Below are 15,124 nucleotides of genomic sequence, written 5' to 3'. Positions count from 1 at the left end.
GGCAACCCATCTTAGGGAAACGCCGATTGACCGTGCCACCCTTTGCCCCGGTTCCCCTGCGGGTGCCCACGGCCGGCACGGGTGCGTCCCGGCCGCCGTATCGTGATCGAATATCCGGGCGACACGGTCCGGCTCGCGCGGCCGGCGCCGCCCCGCCTTGCCCCTCCCGGAGAGGGCTTGCGAGGATGCCGGGCCGGCACATGGTCGCGATCATGTGCGGAGACGCGAGGACGAGAGGCAGCGAGGGACACCGATGGCACCGGCCGCACAGAACGGTGACACCCCGGGGCGGACCGAACACGCCGGGAAGCACTCCCCCACCACGGGAGCGGCGGAGGTCGTGGACGGCCGGAGCGCCGACGCCCGCATGGCCCGGGTCTGGGCCCGGGTCGCCCTGCTCTGCGTCGCCGGAGCCCTCGCCGTGGTGGTGTCGGGGGCCGACTCGGGCGGCTGGCTGGTGCTGCTCCTCGGACTCGCCGGGCTCGCCCTGACCGCGGGAGCCCTCTGGTGGGCCGTGGCCCACCGGGGCGTCGCCCGCGCGCTGGGCGCGCTACTGGTCCTCGCCGCGCCCACCGGCGTCGCGGTGCTCTATGCCCAGACCGGTCTGTGGGCGGTGGCGCTCGGCGCCCTCGCCCTGTGGGCCTCGGCCGCGGCCAGCGCGCGGGCCTGTCTACGGCTCCTGCGCAGACCGCGCGGCATGCACACCCGGAACACCGCGGCGCCGAGGCGGCCGGTACTGATCATGAACCGCAAGTCCGGCGGCGGAAAGGTCGAGCGGTTCGAGCTCGTCGAACGGGCCGAGGCACTGGGCGCCCGCGTCCTCCTGCTCGACCCCGAGGGCGGTACGGACCCGGCACAGCTGGCCCGGCAGGCGGTCCGCGAAGGCGCCGACCTGCTCGGCGTGGCCGGCGGCGACGGCACCCAGGCCCTGGTGGCGGCCGTCGCCGCCGAGCACCGCGTGCCGTTCCTCGTGATTCCGGCCGGCACCCGCAACCACCTCGCCATGGACCTCGGCCTGGACCGGGCCGCCCCGGAACTGAGCCTGGACGCCCTCACCGACGGCGTGGAGATCCGCATCGACCTCGGTGACGTCAGCGGCGTGCCCTTCGTGAACACGGTCGCCTTCGGGGCGTACGCCGAGATCGTGCAGAGCCCCGAGTACCGGGACGCCAAGGCGACCACCGCCCTCGACCGGATGCCCGACCTGCTGCTCGGCGACGCCGGCTCGCGGGTGGCGGTCCGCACCGACGACGCCCGGCTGGAGGAACCGCAGGCACTGCTCATCAGCAACAACCCCTACGCCCGGGCCGACCTCTTCGGCGGCGGACGCAGACCCCGCCTCGACACCGGCGCCCTCGGCGTGATCGGCATCCGCGTCGAGAGCGCCGCCCAGGCCGCCGAGATGGCACTCCGCGGTGAACAGGCGGGCAGCATCACGGCGTTGACGTCCCGCCGGGTGGTCGTCGAGTCCGACGAGAAGGAGGTGCCCGTGGCGGTGGACGGTGAGGCGCTCGTCCTGCCCACCCCCGTCGTGTGCACGGTACGCCCGAAAGCCCTCAGGGTCCGGGTGCCGCGAAACCGTCCAGGAGCCCCCTACGTGATGCCCGCAGTCGACTGGTGGCGCATCGTCCGCGTGGCGCTGGGCCGACCCTACTCATTCACGACCGAGGAGAAGCCGAACCATGCCTGACCGTCAGCGACCCGTCCGCGTGCCCGGCACCGCCCTGGCCCGTGACCTCATCACCCTTGACCGGGCGGTCTACGAGACGGTGGCCGTCACCAACACCCCGACCATGGACTCCGCGCTCAGGCGGCTGTCCCGGGCCGCCGACCACTCCAAGATCTCGCTCGCCGCCGCCGGACTGCTCGCCCTGCGCCCCGGCCGGTCGCGCCGCGCCGCGATCCTGGGCGTCGCCGCGATCGGAGTGGCGTCGACGAGCGCGAACCTCATCGGCAAGCGCCTCGTACGCCGGCCCCGTCCGCACCGCGACGCGGACTCGCCCTTCCCCGGCCGCTACGTCCGGATGCCGGAGTCCGCGTCCTTCCCCTCCGGGCACACCGCCTCGGCCGTCGCCTTCGCGGCAGCGGTCGGCACCGCCCTGCCGGTCGCCACGGTCCCGCTCGGCCTGCTGGCGTGCGCCGTGGGCTACTCGCGCGTCCACACCGGCGTCCACTACCCCGGCGACGTCCTCGCGGGCGCCGTCCTCGGCACCGGCGCGGCGGCGGCGGTGCTGGCCACCGCCGGACCCGTCTCCCAGCTGAACCTGCCGCGCGTCCTGCGCAGGCCCTGAAGACGCCCGCGCAGGGACCCATCCACGGACGGGCCGGCTCCGTATTACCGGTGAGGGACACAAGGAAGCGGTCCCTCGGACCGCCGTCCGGCCGTGCGCGGGGATGTGACCGGACCGGACGGTGGTCCGGTCGGCCTCGCTCCGGCGCCGTTGTCAGTGGCGGATGTGAAGCTGGACGGCATGGATGAGACGGAGTTCATGCGCGGCCGGGTCTACGGAGCCGATCACGAGGACGCGGCCCCCCGGGCGGGCCGCGTCTACGCCCACTTGGTGGGCGGACCGCTCGACGGCCTGCTCCTGGACGTCACCGACCGGGACGACGTACGGCAGGGCGTCACGCTGCGCACCGAGATAGGCCGCTACGGTCCCGGAGGCCGCGCCCAGTACCTGCCCCGGCCGGGCGACGAGCACCGGCTCGACTGGCACGGAGACATGCCCTGACCGGCGCGACGGCGGGCGTCAACTGTCGTTCTCCATCGCTGTGTTCGGCACCGGTGCACCCGTCCGGCGGGGACCTGCCGACGCGGCTGCTCGGGACCGCGCGTGCCGCCGTGCCGGGGGAGGAGCGGTGCCAGGACCCGTTCGGGTCGGTCCCGGCGCCGCTCCGCCCGTCCGCCGGAGGTCAGCTGATCTTGTAGCTGTCTCCGTAGACCTTCCAGGACAGCGGTGTGGTGAGGTCGAGGTTGCCGTTGCGCAGGAAGACCCGCTGCTCGGTGTCGACCCGGCTGGTGTCGCTGTGCGCCTCCTCCTGCCGCATGGCCCACACCCGCGCGTCCAGGAAGGCGTTGAGGTACGTCGTCTCGTTGCCGCCCTGGGCCGGGGGCTTGGCCGTACGCAGGGCGCGGGCGCGGATGTTGCGGAAGCTGGTGGAGTCGTCGCCGTCGCCGTGCATGACGATGGCGTCGTAGTAGGTGAACTGGCCCAGCACGCGCAGCCCGTCGGTCTTGCCCTGCTGGACGGCGGGGTTGAAGTACACCCGGTCGCGCTCGTCGTTCTGGGCCTGCTGGAACGCGGTGTCCTGCGCGGCCGTACGCCAGTCCTTGGAGAAGTCGGGGGCGAGGCCGGAGTGCGAGTCGGTGCCGTTCACCCTGCGGAGGGCGGGCAGGTACTTGGCGAGGACGTTGCCGGGCTTGCGGTCCGTGTAGAGCTGGACGAGGTCGAGCATGTCGCCGGTGCCGGAGCAGAAGCCGATGATGCCGGCGGTGTAGCCACGGCCGTCGCCTATGTCCTCGATGTACTTGTACTGGGCCTTCCAGTCGAGGGAGGAGTTCTCCGCGCTCGACACCAGTTTCATGGCGATCTCCTTCTTCGCCGGATCGTCGAGCCCCACCGCCGTCGTGGCCGCCGAGGCGAGCGGGGCGCGCAGCAGGGGTGCCGCTGCGAGCGACGCCCCCAGGAGTGCGAGGAGCGTACGACGCGAGGGAGCCGTCGGGGTGGTCGGGGCGGAGGTCGCTGGCTCGCGGAACGGATGTGCCACGGGGACTCCAAGTGGTGGTGGGGGGTGGGGAGTTGGTGCGACTCCCGTACTGATAGGAAAGTTAACTATCAGAGGTTCCGTGCCGACGGCACCCGCCCGGGGCCAAGTTCGTAGCTATGAACGAAAGTTGTATGCGTGGGCGAGGGGAGTGCTTGGCGGTTTGCCCGCTCTTGTCGTCAGGCCCGGCCGCGCCCTACTCCCGGTAGGGAAGTTCCTCCAGCACGCTGCCGTCGGCGTCCCGTGCCACGAGGACGGCCGGGGCGGGATCGTGTCCGCGTCCGTGTTCGGGCAGCTCCGTGAGATCGGGTCCCGCGATGAGGAACGTGCCTCCGGCGAGGTGTGCCGGGAGGTCGGGCAACCCCGCTCGGCGCAGCACGACGGAGGTGACCCGGGCGTCGTCGAGCAGTCCCAGGACGGCCGGCCTGCCGCTGCCGCCGTCGGCGAAGTCGTAGTACATGCGCGTGGCCGACAGGCTGCTGCCGAGCGCCACGAAGTCACGGACCGGGCCCTGTTGGGGAGTGAAGTCGAAGACGACGGGGTCTGTGACGCTCACCCGGTCGCCCGTGGTGTGCCGGGCGAGCAGCCTGCCGTAGCGGCCGAGGCGGAGGTGTTCGTGCGGGGTGAGCCGGGTGTGGACGCCGGGCTGCCACCGCTCGGGGTCGACGACGGGCGGCGCGTCCGAGGCCGCGAGGACGGCGGACAGCTCCGCGGCGGAGGCGGTGGCCTCGACGGGCGGCGCGGGCCGGTCCACGACCGGTGTCGCGCGCGGTGGCAGTGAGGTCGTGGGGACGATCTCGCCCCTGGGGCTGCCGTTGGTCCGCAGGACGATGCCCGTGGCGTCGACGAGGAAGGCGTTGGGCGCCACGAACACGCCGTCGACGACCGGCGCCCAGCCGAGCGGGCGTCGGTCCGCCGGCCGCTCCACGGCCAGGGAGGTGACCTCGGGCGCTACCACCCCCGCGATCGTGCCGAAGTCGGTGTGGAACGTCGCCGACGCTCCCGTCCCGGCCTGCCCTCGGGTGGCGGGGGCGGACAACGTCACGCGGGCGGGCGTGAGTTCGGCGAACACGACGCCCGCCGGCGAGTCGAAGGCGATGACCCTGACGCCGTTGTGGAGCGCGCTCAGCAACGGTTCCCACTCCGCCGGTCCTGGTTGGTCGGACGTCGCCACGGCGGCACAGCGGCGCAGGTCCGACGCGGATGCCCAGCCGGTCCGGAGACGGTAGTAGTCCCGCACCCGCCGGGTGCCGGTGCGCGTCCGGTCGCCGGCGGTCCCCGGGTGGGCGGCGAGATGCTGCCGCAGGCGCTGCCAGCTGGGGAAGCCGTACATGCGGGCGATCACCAACTGGGCTGTGTCCAGGGTGAATTCGTCCGGACCGGCGTGGTCCGCGGGAGCGTGGAGCGCCACCAGGTGCAGGGCGGTGGCCCGTTGGGACCGTACGGCTCGCCGTAGTTCCTTCGCGCGCTTCTTCAGCTGTTCCAGGTCGGCACGTTCGGGCAGGGGCACGGGCTGCGGTGGGGTGGGCACGACGCCTCCTTCGGTGAACCGGCGGTCCGCCTGTACCGGCCGAAGGGCGACGGGACGAAAGGGCGTGCGCGTGCCAACCAGGTGGGCTCTGCCCTTCCCGCGGACCTGGAGGCGCCCTGCACGCCTGCCCCCACTGTACAAGGGCATGTGGTGAACCGGGCGTAAGGGAGAGGGAGTTGGACGGCACGGTACCGCTCGGTGCCGGCGCCCCCACACGCGCGAGGGGCACCGGCACCGAGCGGTCGGGTCAGGCCGTCACGGCGACGGAGCGGCCGAGATGCCGGACGAAGAACCGCACGGCGCTGTCTGCCTCGAACCTCGGCAACTGCTTGTGGGTACCCGAGGCGGGATGTGTTCGTCGTCCCACTGGAGCGCGTACTCGACCGGGACGGTGATCCGCTTCGCCTGCTCGACCAGGGCCTCGGGCCAGTGCTGCCCGAAGACCGCGGCGGTGATCCTGGGTTCGACCGCCGCCAGCGGAACCCCGATCGCGGTGCCCATGTTGATGCCGAAGTAGCCGACCGGGCCGTCACCACCGATCTCCGGCAGCTTCTGGAGGGCGTCCAGGCTCGCCTGCCATTCGGGTACGGCCTGTTCCGCGAGGTGGGCGTTGTAGCGGATGACGATCCGTCCTTCCGGTTCGCCCGCCGCCCTCGCCCGGTAGAGCTCGGCGATCTCCTTCTCGTCGTGCGCCGTACGCGGCCGGTCACCGTGACCGGGCGCGTCGATGACGGCGACGTGGAAACCGCCGTCGAGCACGAGACGCTGCGCGCGGCCCCTCATCGCCGGGGCCTTCTTGTGTGTGCCGCCACCGTGTCCCATCAGGACCAGGGGCGCGCGACCAGGCGCGTCGGGGCCCGGCGACCAGAGGACACCGGGGACTCCGCCCACGGTGAAGTCGCGCTCGGTGATGCCGTCCGACGAGGACTCGGCGGTGAACTGCGGTGCGTGCATGGGTGTTGCCCTTCGGGAGTGCCTGGTGGGGGCGCTCCCGGCGACACCTAGATCGGTCGTCCGGCCGTGGAACAGGAGGGGAGCACCCATACGGATACAGCGTTCATGGGTCCCACCTCCTCACTCGATGACACGGCCTTCCACCGCAAAGTATCAGCCCCCCACCCTTCCCGCGCACCCTTTTCCGCCGCCGGCCCGGACGACGGACGGTGCGGCCCGCGCGGTGGCGCCGAGCGTGAACTGCGCGCGGCGGAAAGGGGGTTGGGGCGGCCGGGGCTCCGGAAAAAGGGAACTGATCGGACCAGGGCCACCCCGCGGCAAAAAGAAAGGCAAGGAGTTCGGTCTCTCCTGGCCCTTCTCAACTTATAGCGCGCCGGGGGGCTTGCCGCAAGGCCCCCGGTATGCCGCAGAATCACCGGCCGATGGCCAGAACCGTGGAATAGGAATTCTCATGATCGACGTGATCATCGCCGGTGGCGGACCGACAGGCCTGATGCTCGCCGGCGAGTTGCGACTGCACGGAGTGCGCGTGGTCGTCCTGGAGAAAGAGGCGGAACCGACCAAGGTGGTGCGTGCGCTCGGCCTGCACGCGCGCAGCATCGAGGTGCTGGACCAGCGCGGCCTCGTCGACCGGTTCCTCGCGCTGGGGAAGCGGCACCCGGTCGGCGGCTTCTTCGCCGCCATCGGCACGCCGGCGCCGGAGGGGCTGGACACCTCGCACGCCTACGCCCTCGGCATCCCGCAGCCGGTCACCGACCGTCTGCTGAGCGCGCACGCCGTGCGGGCCGGGGCCGAGATCCGCCGCGGTCGCACGGTGGCCGGCCTGACGCAGGACGCGGACGGGGTCGACGTGGAACTGGCCGACGGCACCCGTCTGCGGTCGCGCTTCCTGGTCGGCTGTGACGGCGGTCGCAGCACCGTCCGCAAGCTGGCAGGCATCGGCTTCCCCGGCGAACCCACCCGGATCGAGACCCTGTTGGGGGAGGTCGAGGTGACCGCGTCCCAGGAGACGCTGACCACCGTGACGGCCGAAGTCCGCCGGACACAGCGGCGGTTCGGGTTCATGCCGTTCGGCGACGGGACGTACCGCGTCGTCGTGCCGGCCGCGGGGGTGACCGCGGACCGCTCGGTCCCCCCGACCCTCGAAGAGGTCAAGAAACAGCTGCGGGCCGTCGCGGGCACCGACTTCGGGGTGCACTCGCCGCGCTGGCTGTCCCGCTTCGGCGACGCCACCCGGCAGGCCGAGCGCTACCGCGAGGGCCGGGTGCTGCTCGCCGGTGACGCGGCGCACATCCACCCGCCGGTGGGCGGCCAGGGGCTCAACCTCGGTGTCCAGGACGCCTTCAACCTCGGTTGGAAACTCGCCGCCGAGGTGAACGGCTGGGCGCCGCAAGGGCTGTTGGACAGCTACCACGCCGAACGGCACGGCGTCGCCGCAGAGGTGCTGGACAACACCCGTGCGCAGATGCAGCTGATGATTCCCGAGCCCGGCCCCCAGGCGGTGCGGCGGCTGGTGGTGGAGCTGATGGAGTTCGACGAGGTGAACCGGTACCTGACCGAGAAGATCATCGCGATCAGTGTCCGCTACGACTTCGGCGAGGGACACCCCCTGCTCGGCCGACGGCTGCGGGACGTGACGCTGAAGCGGGGCCGCCTCTACGAGGTGATGCACCGCGGCCGTGGAGTGCTGCTCGACCGGACCGGTCGGCTGTCGGTGGACGGCTGGGCCGACCGGGTCGACCACGTCGTCGACGGCAGCGACGAACTGGACGTGCCCGCCGTGCTGTTGCGGCCCGACGGGCATGTGGCGTGGGTCGGTGACGACCAGCGGGAGCTGCTCGGCCGGCTGCCCGAGTGGTTCGGCGCCGCGGCCGGTTGAGCGCGCTCCGCACGGACGTTCGGAGCGCGTCCGTTATTCGCCAGGCCTCATATTTTGCCGTTACTTTCCACGGTCAACTACAACCATCATCTCTCTGGCCGTTCGGGAAAGAGACGACGGAAAAGGCGCAACCGATTCACCGTTCCGGCGCTCTTATGAGGTGACCACGGCCCGCGGATATACCGCGTTGGCCATAACGGGGAAGGTATTTTTTCATGCTTGCTCGCACCCGCACCAAACTGTTCACCGCCACCGGTGTCGCCGCGGCCCTCTCGCTCGCCGCGATCACCCCGGCCCTCGCCTCCTCCGCTCCGCACCCGGGCGCGCACCGCACGGTGGCGGTGGCCGCGACCGCCAAGGGCGACCCGCGTGACATCACGTCCCGCGTCGCCGACTTCTACGGCTCCTACATCGACTCCGTGTGGACCACCGACGACCCGACGGCCGCCGCCAACCGCAAGGCGCTGCGCCATTTCTACCTGAGCGCGGCCGAGCAGAGGAAGGTGACCGCGTACGAGGCGAGGGAGCACGCGGACGGCGTCCTGTTCGCGCAGAACGTGCCGGTGAAGTGGAGCGTCGCCTACACCGGCTCCGGAGCCGGGCACGCCACCGCGCTGGTCACCCTCACCTGGAGCGACGGGGCGAACGCCGAAGTCACGCACATCAAGGTCCAGTCGGACCTGCGGACGCGCAAGATCACGGATCTCGCGCAGGCCGACTGACGCGGTAGCCCGGCGCACACGAGGTACGCGACGTACACGGCGTACACGACGCGGCGGCCCGTCGCCGGGAGCTCCTGGCGACGGGCCGTTCCGCCCCCTGCCGTTCGGAGTCGGCGTCAGGTTCTTCGGCCGGGGTCCTTGATGACGGCCCGCTCCCGCGCGGCCCGCACCGCGGTCGACAGCGCGGTGATGTCGTAAGTGCCGTGGTGGCGACGGCCGTTGACGAAGAACGTCGGTGTGCCGGAGACGCCGCTGAGGTCGGCGGACTCCACGTCCTCGGCGACCTGGGCGGCGCCCGCACCCGAACGGAGGTCGGCCCGGAAGCGGTCGGTGTCGAGACCGATCGCCTCGGCGTAACGGAGCAGGTCCTTCGGGCTCACATCCCCTTGGTGGCCCATGAGTTCCCCATGCATGTCCCAGTAGCGGCCCTGGTGTCCGGCGGCCTCGGCGGCCTCCGCGGCGAGCTGGGCGCCCGGGTGGACGTCGGTGAGCGGGAGATGGCGCCACACGTAGCGGACGTCGCCGAAGTCGGCGAGCAGTTCGCGGACGACGGGTTCGGCGAGCCCGCAGTAGGGGCACTCGAAGTCGCCGTACTCGACGAGGGTCACCGGCGCCTCCAGGGGGCCGCGCACATGGTCGCGGTCCACGTCGACGGGGTCGCTGAGGTCGACGATCGGCCGGCTCGTGCCGAGGAGGGCGCGGGAGCGGGCGCGGGCGGGCAGGGCGCCGATCACCAGGGTGACCAGCCAGGTGAGAAGGAACGAGCAGACGACGGCGGCTAGGATGCCGACCTTCGCCTGGGCCAGCCGGTCACCGTCGAAGGCGAGCGTGGCGATCAGCAGGGAGACCGTGAAGCCGACGCCGGCCAGGGAGCCGCCCGCCGCGATCGAGCCCCAGCCGACCGGCGGACGCACCCGGCCGCCGCTGAGTCGCGTGGTGAGCCAGGTCGCGCCGACGACGCCGAGCGGTTTGCCGAGCACGTAGCCGAAGAGGATGCCCAGGGTGACCGGTGACGCGAAGGCGCGGGCCAGTTGGCCCGTGCTGAGGGTGATGCCCGCGTTGGCGAGGGCGAACAGCGGCACGATCACATAGCTCGTCCAGGGATGGAGCATCCGCTGGAGCCGGTCGTTGGGGGAGAGGGACGAGGCGATCCCGCGTCGCACGGTGCGTTCGAGTTCCGCGGTGGGCTGCTCGCGGAAGCGTCTGAACAGGCGGCTGGCGTGCTCCAGATCGCGGCGGTCCGCCGGGCGGGCGTAGGTGAGCAGGCCCATGGCCAGACCGGTCACGACCGGGTCCACGCCCGACTTCAGGAGCGCCACCCAGAGAGCGACGCCGAGCACCGCGTACAGGGAGGGGAACCGCATGCCCAGGGCGCGGCGCACCAGCAGGACGACGGCGAACAGACCGACGGCCGTCAGGAGCGCGGGCACGGAGATCGTCCCGCTGTAGGCGACGGCGATGATGGCGAGGGCGAGGAAGTCGTCCACGACGGCGACGGTGAGGATGAAGACCCGCAGGCTGCCGGGCAGCCGGGCGCCGAAGACGGCGAGCATGCCCAGGGCGAAGGCCGTGTCCGTCGACATCGCGGCGCCCCAGCCGTGTACGGAGGCGTGGCCCGCGTTGACGGCCAGATAGATCACGACGGGGACGACCATGCCGCTGAGCCCGGCGAGCAGCGGCAGGGTGACCCGCCGCCGCTCCCGCAGCTCGCCCATGTCGAACTCGCGCCGCGCCTCCAGCCCGACGACGAAGAAGAACAGCGTCATCAGCCCGCTGTTCAGCCACTCCCGCAGGGTCAGTGACACCCCGCCCGAGCCGATACGCACCGACAGTTCGGTGCCCCACAGCGTCCCGTACGAGCCTGCGGCCACGTTGGCCCAGACGAGCGCCGCCACCGCGGCGGCGAGGAGTACGGCGGCGCTGCCCGTCTCGGTCCGCAGGAAGGTGTGCCGGGGGCTGCGGGCGTCCTTCCCGCACGCGGTCTGCGCCGACATGCCGGAGGTCTCGGATGGCACGGTCATGAGCTGATTCTGACCCCACGTGCGGCGCGCTACCCGACGAAGAGGTGAACGGCCGGTCCCAAGATCAGGGATCAGTAGCGGTCCGCCCCCCGGCGGGCGCCGCCGGCCGGCCCAGGGTGACCCGCTTCACGCCGACCAGGACGCGGTAGCGCTCCCGGGCCGCGAACCGTGTCACTTCCCAGACGGCGGGGCGGCCCGCCTCCGCGCACAGGTGCAGCACGCGATCCCCGCTCACCGCGACCCCCACGTGGGCGCCGTAGGCATCGTCGGTCGCGTTGAACAAGAGCAGGTCGAGGGGGTCTGCCACCGACACTCGGACGGTGGCGCTCGTGTCCGCCCACAGTTCGCGGGAACGCAGTGGGGGCGGCGCCAGGCCGAAGTGCCGGAGCACCTCGTAGGCGAACAGCTGGCAGTTCGCGCCCGCCGCCAGGCCGGGCCGCTCGGCGACAGCGCGCGACCCCGGGAACCGGGAGCCGACGTAGGGGACCCGCCAGAACGGGGCGGGCAGGCGGTCGAGCAGCTGGTCCATGCCCTCCATCCTCGCCGCGGCCGGCCTCGCTGCGACGGGCGCGGGCCCGAAACCCCGCCGGATCAGAGCGACTTGGCGATGAGTTCGTCGGCGACCCAGCGGGCGACCCCGGCGGGATAGGGCGCCGGAAGTCCGAGGACGACGTGGGTGAAGTCCGCGTCCAGGGCTTCGCCGATGGCGGCGCGGACGGCGTCGGGACGGTCGTAGGAGACGGACAGGTGGATGGAGCGGGTGATCGTTGCGGGGTCGCGGCCGATCCGGTCGCAGTAGCGGTCGAGCAGCGCGCCGCGCGCGACGGCGTCGGCGATGTCACCGCCGGGGATGTTCCACAGGTCTGCGTGCTCGGCGGCCACGCGCAGCGTCGCGGCGGACCGGCCGCCGACGAGGATCGGCGGATGGGGGCGCTGGACGGGCTTGGGACTGCCGAACGCGCCGGTGAGACGGTGGTAGGCGCCGTCGAAGTCGAACGGTTCGGGCTCGGTCCACAGCCGCCGGATCACCGCGCAGGCTTCGGCGAGGCTTCCCACGGCGTGCGCGGAGTCGTGGAAGGGCAGGCCGTGTGCCGCGTACTCGCGCCTGGCCAGCGGATGGTCGGGGCGTGAGCCGACGCCGATGCCGAAGTCGAGGCGGCCGTCGGAGACGATGTCGACGGTCGTGGCGATCTTCGCCAGCACCGCGGGCGGCCGGAACCGGTTGCTGGTCACCATCACGCCCAGCCGCAGCCGCCGGGTCCGGGCGGCGAGGGCCGAGAGCAGCGTCCACCCCTCGAAGGCCGGTCCGTCGGGATCGCCGCCGATCGGCATGAGGTGGTCGAACAGCCACGCGTGCTCGATCTCCGGGATCGCGTCCGCCTCCTGCCAGACGCGCAGCACGTCGTGGTAGTCGACCTGCTGGGGAGCGGTCATGATCCCGAAGCGGGGTTGTCGCGGGGTGCTCGGCATGGGGCCGTGCGTCCTTTCCCGGAGAGGGCGAAGAGGAGGATGGCAGGCGTACGTCTTGGTCGGCGGGCAGCGGCTCTGGCATCATGGGGCAAACGGAACCGCGTTCCGGAACGCGTTCGAACGATACGGAACGGCGTTCCGTTTCGCAAGCTCGGCAAGCTCGGCAAGCTCGGCAAGCTCGGCAAGCTCGGTAAACGGAGGCAGAGGCGCGGTGAGCGGCAACGGCGAGGGCGCGGGACCGTCGGCCCGGTCCGGGCGGGCGGACGCCCGGCGCAACAAGGAGACCCTGCTCGACGCGGCCGCCTCGGTCTTCGTCGCGTCCGGAGTGGAAGCGCCGGTGCGTGACATCGCCGCCGAGGCCGGCGTCGGGGTCGGCACGATCTACCGCCACTTCCCGACCCGGGCGGACCTCATCGTCGCCGTCTACCGGCACCAGGTCGACGCCTGCGCCGAGGCCGGTCCGGCGCTGCTCGCGAGCAGTCCCAGCCCGCACGCCGCACTCGGACGGTGGATCGACCTCTTCGTCGACTTTCTCGTCACCAAGCACGGACTCGCCGCCGTGCTCCAGTCCGACTACGCCGGCTTCGAGACGCTGCACGCCTACTTCCTCGACCGGCTCGTACCCGTCTGCGCCGAACTGCTCGACGCCGCAACCGAGTCCGGCGAGATCCTGGCCGACCTTGAGCCCATCCAACTCATGCGCGGCGTCGGCAACTTGTGCATCGGCGCGGACAGCGATCCGCGCTATAATGCCCGCCGGCTCGTCGAACTCCTCGTCGCGGGACTGCGCCGACCGTAACCAGGCCGGCCGTCCCGGCTGCCGCCCGGGATGAAGTCCGCCTGCGTTAGCGGCGGTTGAGCGTCACACACGCGGCGGCCGAGCGCAGCTCTCGTCGAGACGTCGAGCCAGTGCGCGTACGAGATCCCGCAGGGCCTCGGGGCCTTCGATGACGAACGGGCGGTCCAGGGCGGCGAGCAGTGGGGGGATCCAGTCCAGCCGCTCGGCGCGGATCCGGACGCGCACCCAGTCGCCGCCGGCGCGCTCCGGCTCGTGGGGGGTGTCCGGTGTCCCCTCTCCCGCGACCGGGGACAGGGTGGCGATGTCGGCCGGGAAGTGGTCGCGGATGTCCTGGACGCCCGCCCGGACGCGCAGCGACACGTCATGGGTCCAGGGCGTGCGGGCGAGCCGGTCGAGGACGGTGGCCACCGGGTCGAAATCTCGCGGAACGGCGAACGTGCCGGGGCGCGTGGTCACCGCGGTGACGCGGTCCACCCGGAAGACGCGCACCTCCTCGTCGCCGTCCGGTGCGGCGGCGGTCAGGTACCACCGGCCGGAGTGTTCGACGAGACCGTAGGGCAGCAGCGTGCGCTCGCCGCGGTGGCCCGTCCGGTCGGTGTACGTCAGCGCCACCGGCCGCCGGTGGCGGGCGGCCCCGGCCAGTTCCAGCAGGACGTCGGCGGCCGGGGCGCCGGCGGGGCGGGACCGCCCGGTGAAGCCGGCCGTCTCCAGCAACGCCTCCAGCCGTCCTCGCAACGCCACGGGCAGGACGCGCCGCACCTTGGCCGCGGCGCTCTCGCTCGCGGCGGCGGAGGAGGTGACCAGTCCGGCCCGCCGGCCGGCCAGCAGCCCGAGCAGGACGGCGAGGGCCTCCTCGTCGGTGAGCATCAGTGGGGGCATCCGGTAGCCGGGGGCGAGCCGGTAGCCGCCGTAGCGACCGCGCACCGAGTCGACGGGCACCCCGAGGTCCAGCAGGTGGCCGACGTACCGGCGGACCGTACGTTCGTCGACGTCGAGGCGGGCGGCCAGGTCGGGCACGGTGCGGAGGCCGCCGCCCTGAAGGATCTCCAGCAGGGCGAGCACTCGGGAGGTGGATGTCGTCACCCGGGAAAGTCTGCCGCGGATACCGGGCGGATCCTGTCCGGTATCGGTCCTAGCGTCGAAGGCGCACCCCCAACGGCACCCTCTCCGACAGGACACCGCTCATGAACTCCGCCGATTTCGTCTCGATCCGCGTGATCACCCACGACGTGGCCCGGCTCGTCGCCTTCTACGAGCAGGTCACCGCCGGTGAGGCGCGGTGGGCCACTCCCGACTTCGCGGAACTCGTGACGCCCTCGTGCACGCTCGCCGTGGCCGGCAGCCGCACCCTCGCCCTGTTCGGCGGGGACTTCGCGCAGCCGGCCGCCAACCGCACGGTGATCATCGAGTTCCGGGTCGCCGATGTGGACGCGGCGTACGAACGTCTGGCGCCCCTCGACTGCGAGGTGGTCCAGAAGCCGACGACGATGCCGTGGGGCAACCGCTCCCTGCTCTTCCGCGACCCCGACGGGAACCTGATCAACTTCTTCACGCCCGTCACACCGGAAGCCCTGGAGCGGCAGGCGCGTTAGCTCGGGCGACGGTCAGGCGACGGTCCCGGGAGCCGGTGTGCGGGAGCCCGCGGCGGAGGGGTGGGACGCGGGTTCGTCCCCGGCGGGCTGGAGGGTGGTGCTCACGATGCCCCACAACTGACTGGCCGTGATGGAGTGCACCGGGATCGTCACCTGCCCCGCCAGCGTGACGGAGAAGGTGGACTCCAGCGTGCTGATCACGCCGATGAGCGCGAGGGAGTCGAGCCCGTAGCTCTCCATCGGGGCATCGGGTGCGGGCGACTTCTCCCAGGTGAGGCCGGGCAGTCCCTGGCGCAGGACGGTCTCGAACGTCGCGTTCCACGGTGCTGGGGCCATCGGCGGCTGTCCTTCCGGCTTGCGGGCGCGGCGGGGACCACGCTGCGAAGGCCAC

General features: G+C 72.3%; 14 protein-coding genes and 1 pseudogene. 7 read left to right on the top strand and 8 right to left on the bottom strand.

The features are described 5' to 3' along the window. Window positions 1-367 precede the first annotated feature (367 nt). From ABZT12_RS08770 to ABZT12_RS08760, 3 genes are all read left to right on the top strand, one after another. On the top strand, window positions 368-1,690 hold the full coding sequence (locus ABZT12_RS08770; RefSeq protein WP_356379727.1) for a diacylglycerol kinase family protein: 1,323 nt from the start codon (window positions 368-370) through the stop codon (window positions 1,688-1,690). Continuing rightward, window positions 1,683-2,291: a phosphatase PAP2 family protein gene (locus ABZT12_RS08765; protein WP_356379583.1), complete on the top strand. Its 609-nt coding sequence runs from the start codon at window positions 1,683-1,685 to the stop codon at window positions 2,289-2,291. The genes ABZT12_RS08770 and ABZT12_RS08765 overlap by 8 nt, the downstream gene beginning before the upstream one ends. A gap of 180 nt (window positions 2,292-2,471) precedes the next feature. Then, window positions 2,472-2,732, top strand: a complete 261-nt coding sequence (locus tag ABZT12_RS08760) for a hypothetical protein (protein ID WP_356379580.1) — start codon at window positions 2,472-2,474, stop codon at window positions 2,730-2,732. Window positions 2,733-2,913: 181 nt separating this feature from the next. Here ABZT12_RS08760 and ABZT12_RS08755 read toward each other — a convergent pair whose 3' ends face one another. The 3 genes and pseudogenes from ABZT12_RS08755 to ABZT12_RS08745 form a co-directional block, all read right to left on the bottom strand. After that, window positions 2,914-3,768 (bottom strand): chitosanase, encoded by an 855-nt coding sequence (locus ABZT12_RS08755; RefSeq protein ID WP_356379577.1) that lies wholly within the window; start codon window positions 3,766-3,768, stop codon window positions 2,914-2,916. A gap of 193 nt (window positions 3,769-3,961) precedes the next feature. After that, on the bottom strand, window positions 3,962-5,296 hold the full coding sequence (locus ABZT12_RS08750) for a hypothetical protein (RefSeq protein WP_356379574.1): 1,335 nt from the start codon (window positions 5,294-5,296) through the stop codon (window positions 3,962-3,964). A gap of 247 nt (window positions 5,297-5,543) precedes the next feature. Then, window positions 5,544-6,250, bottom strand: a pseudogene (locus tag ABZT12_RS08745) (alpha/beta hydrolase). A gap of 451 nt (window positions 6,251-6,701) precedes the next feature. On the opposite strand from ABZT12_RS08745, the gene rox reads away from it, so the two are divergent. Next, window positions 6,702-8,129, top strand: a complete 1,428-nt coding sequence (rox, locus tag ABZT12_RS08740) for a rifampin monooxygenase (RefSeq protein WP_356379571.1) — start codon at window positions 6,702-6,704, stop codon at window positions 8,127-8,129. A 215-nt stretch (window positions 8,130-8,344) separates the two neighbouring features. Then, entirely contained in the window at window positions 8,345-8,851 is a 507-nt protein-coding gene (locus ABZT12_RS08735) for a hypothetical protein (RefSeq protein WP_356379569.1), read from the top strand. A 116-nt stretch (window positions 8,852-8,967) separates the two neighbouring features. Here ABZT12_RS08735 and nhaA read toward each other — a convergent pair whose 3' ends face one another. The 3 genes from nhaA to ABZT12_RS08720 all read right to left on the bottom strand — a co-directional run bounded on the left by nhaA (window position 8,968) and on the right by ABZT12_RS08720 (window position 12,342). After that, a complete protein-coding gene (nhaA, locus tag ABZT12_RS08730; RefSeq protein WP_356379566.1) occupies window positions 8,968-10,872 on the bottom strand; it encodes a Na+/H+ antiporter NhaA in 1,905 nt (634 codons plus the stop codon). A 64-nt stretch (window positions 10,873-10,936) separates the two neighbouring features. Continuing rightward, on the bottom strand, window positions 10,937-11,401 hold the full coding sequence (locus ABZT12_RS08725; protein ID WP_356379563.1) for a hydrolase: 465 nt from the start codon (window positions 11,399-11,401) through the stop codon (window positions 10,937-10,939). Between the two features lie 62 nt (window positions 11,402-11,463). Then, complete coding sequence (locus ABZT12_RS08720; protein WP_356379560.1) at window positions 11,464-12,342, bottom strand: LLM class flavin-dependent oxidoreductase; 879 nt, start codon at window positions 12,340-12,342, stop codon at window positions 11,464-11,466. A 211-nt stretch (window positions 12,343-12,553) separates the two neighbouring features. On the opposite strand from ABZT12_RS08720, the gene ABZT12_RS08715 reads away from it, so the two are divergent. After that, window positions 12,554-13,141, top strand: coding sequence for a TetR/AcrR family transcriptional regulator (locus tag ABZT12_RS08715; RefSeq protein WP_356379557.1), 588 nt, complete (start codon window positions 12,554-12,556; stop codon window positions 13,139-13,141). A 63-nt stretch (window positions 13,142-13,204) separates the two neighbouring features. Here ABZT12_RS08715 and ABZT12_RS08710 read toward each other — a convergent pair whose 3' ends face one another. Beyond that, complete coding sequence (locus ABZT12_RS08710; RefSeq protein WP_356379554.1) at window positions 13,205-14,224, bottom strand: WYL domain-containing protein; 1,020 nt, start codon at window positions 14,222-14,224, stop codon at window positions 13,205-13,207. Window positions 14,225-14,325: 101 nt separating this feature from the next. Between ABZT12_RS08710 and ABZT12_RS08705 the strand changes: the two genes are divergently transcribed. Beyond that, window positions 14,326-14,733, top strand: coding sequence for a VOC family protein (locus ABZT12_RS08705; protein ID WP_356379551.1), 408 nt, complete (start codon window positions 14,326-14,328; stop codon window positions 14,731-14,733). A 12-nt stretch (window positions 14,734-14,745) separates the two neighbouring features. Here the strand turns inward: ABZT12_RS08705 and ABZT12_RS08700 are convergent, their stop codons facing one another. Then, on the bottom strand, window positions 14,746-15,069 hold the full coding sequence (locus tag ABZT12_RS08700) for an acyl carrier protein (RefSeq protein ID WP_356379548.1): 324 nt from the start codon (window positions 15,067-15,069) through the stop codon (window positions 14,746-14,748). Window positions 15,070-15,124: the final 55 nt, after the last annotated feature.

The sequence above is a fragment of the Streptomyces sp. NPDC005423 genome (assembly GCF_040606415.1).
Lineage (GTDB): Bacteria > Actinomycetota > Actinomycetes > Streptomycetales > Streptomycetaceae > Streptomyces.
Note: the sequence above shows the minus strand (reverse complement) of the source record. Positions and strands in the feature narration are given on the sequence as shown.

Coding starts and splice junctions, on each gene's coding strand:
- ABZT12_RS08765 (WP_356379583.1), top strand. CDS start 1,683: ATGCCTGACCGTCAGCGACCCGTCCGCGTGCCCGGCACCGCCCTGGCC.
- ABZT12_RS08770 (WP_356379727.1), top strand. CDS start 368: ATGGCCCGGGTCTGGGCCCGGGTCGCCCTGCTCTGCGTCGCCGGAGCC.
- nhaA (WP_356379566.1), bottom strand. CDS start 10,872: ATGACCGTGCCATCCGAGACCTCCGGCATGTCGGCGCAGACCGCGTGC.
- ABZT12_RS08700 (WP_356379548.1), bottom strand. CDS start 15,069: ATGGCCCCAGCACCGTGGAACGCGACGTTCGAGACCGTCCTGCGCCAG.
- ABZT12_RS08705 (WP_356379551.1), top strand. CDS start 14,326: ATGAACTCCGCCGATTTCGTCTCGATCCGCGTGATCACCCACGACGTG.
- ABZT12_RS08735 (WP_356379569.1), top strand. CDS start 8,345: ATGCTTGCTCGCACCCGCACCAAACTGTTCACCGCCACCGGTGTCGCC.
- ABZT12_RS08725 (WP_356379563.1), bottom strand. CDS start 11,401: ATGGACCAGCTGCTCGACCGCCTGCCCGCCCCGTTCTGGCGGGTCCCC.
- rox (WP_356379571.1), top strand. CDS start 6,702: ATGATCGACGTGATCATCGCCGGTGGCGGACCGACAGGCCTGATGCTC.
- ABZT12_RS08720 (WP_356379560.1), bottom strand. CDS start 12,342: ATGCCGAGCACCCCGCGACAACCCCGCTTCGGGATCATGACCGCTCCC.
- ABZT12_RS08760 (WP_356379580.1), top strand. CDS start 2,472: ATGGATGAGACGGAGTTCATGCGCGGCCGGGTCTACGGAGCCGATCAC.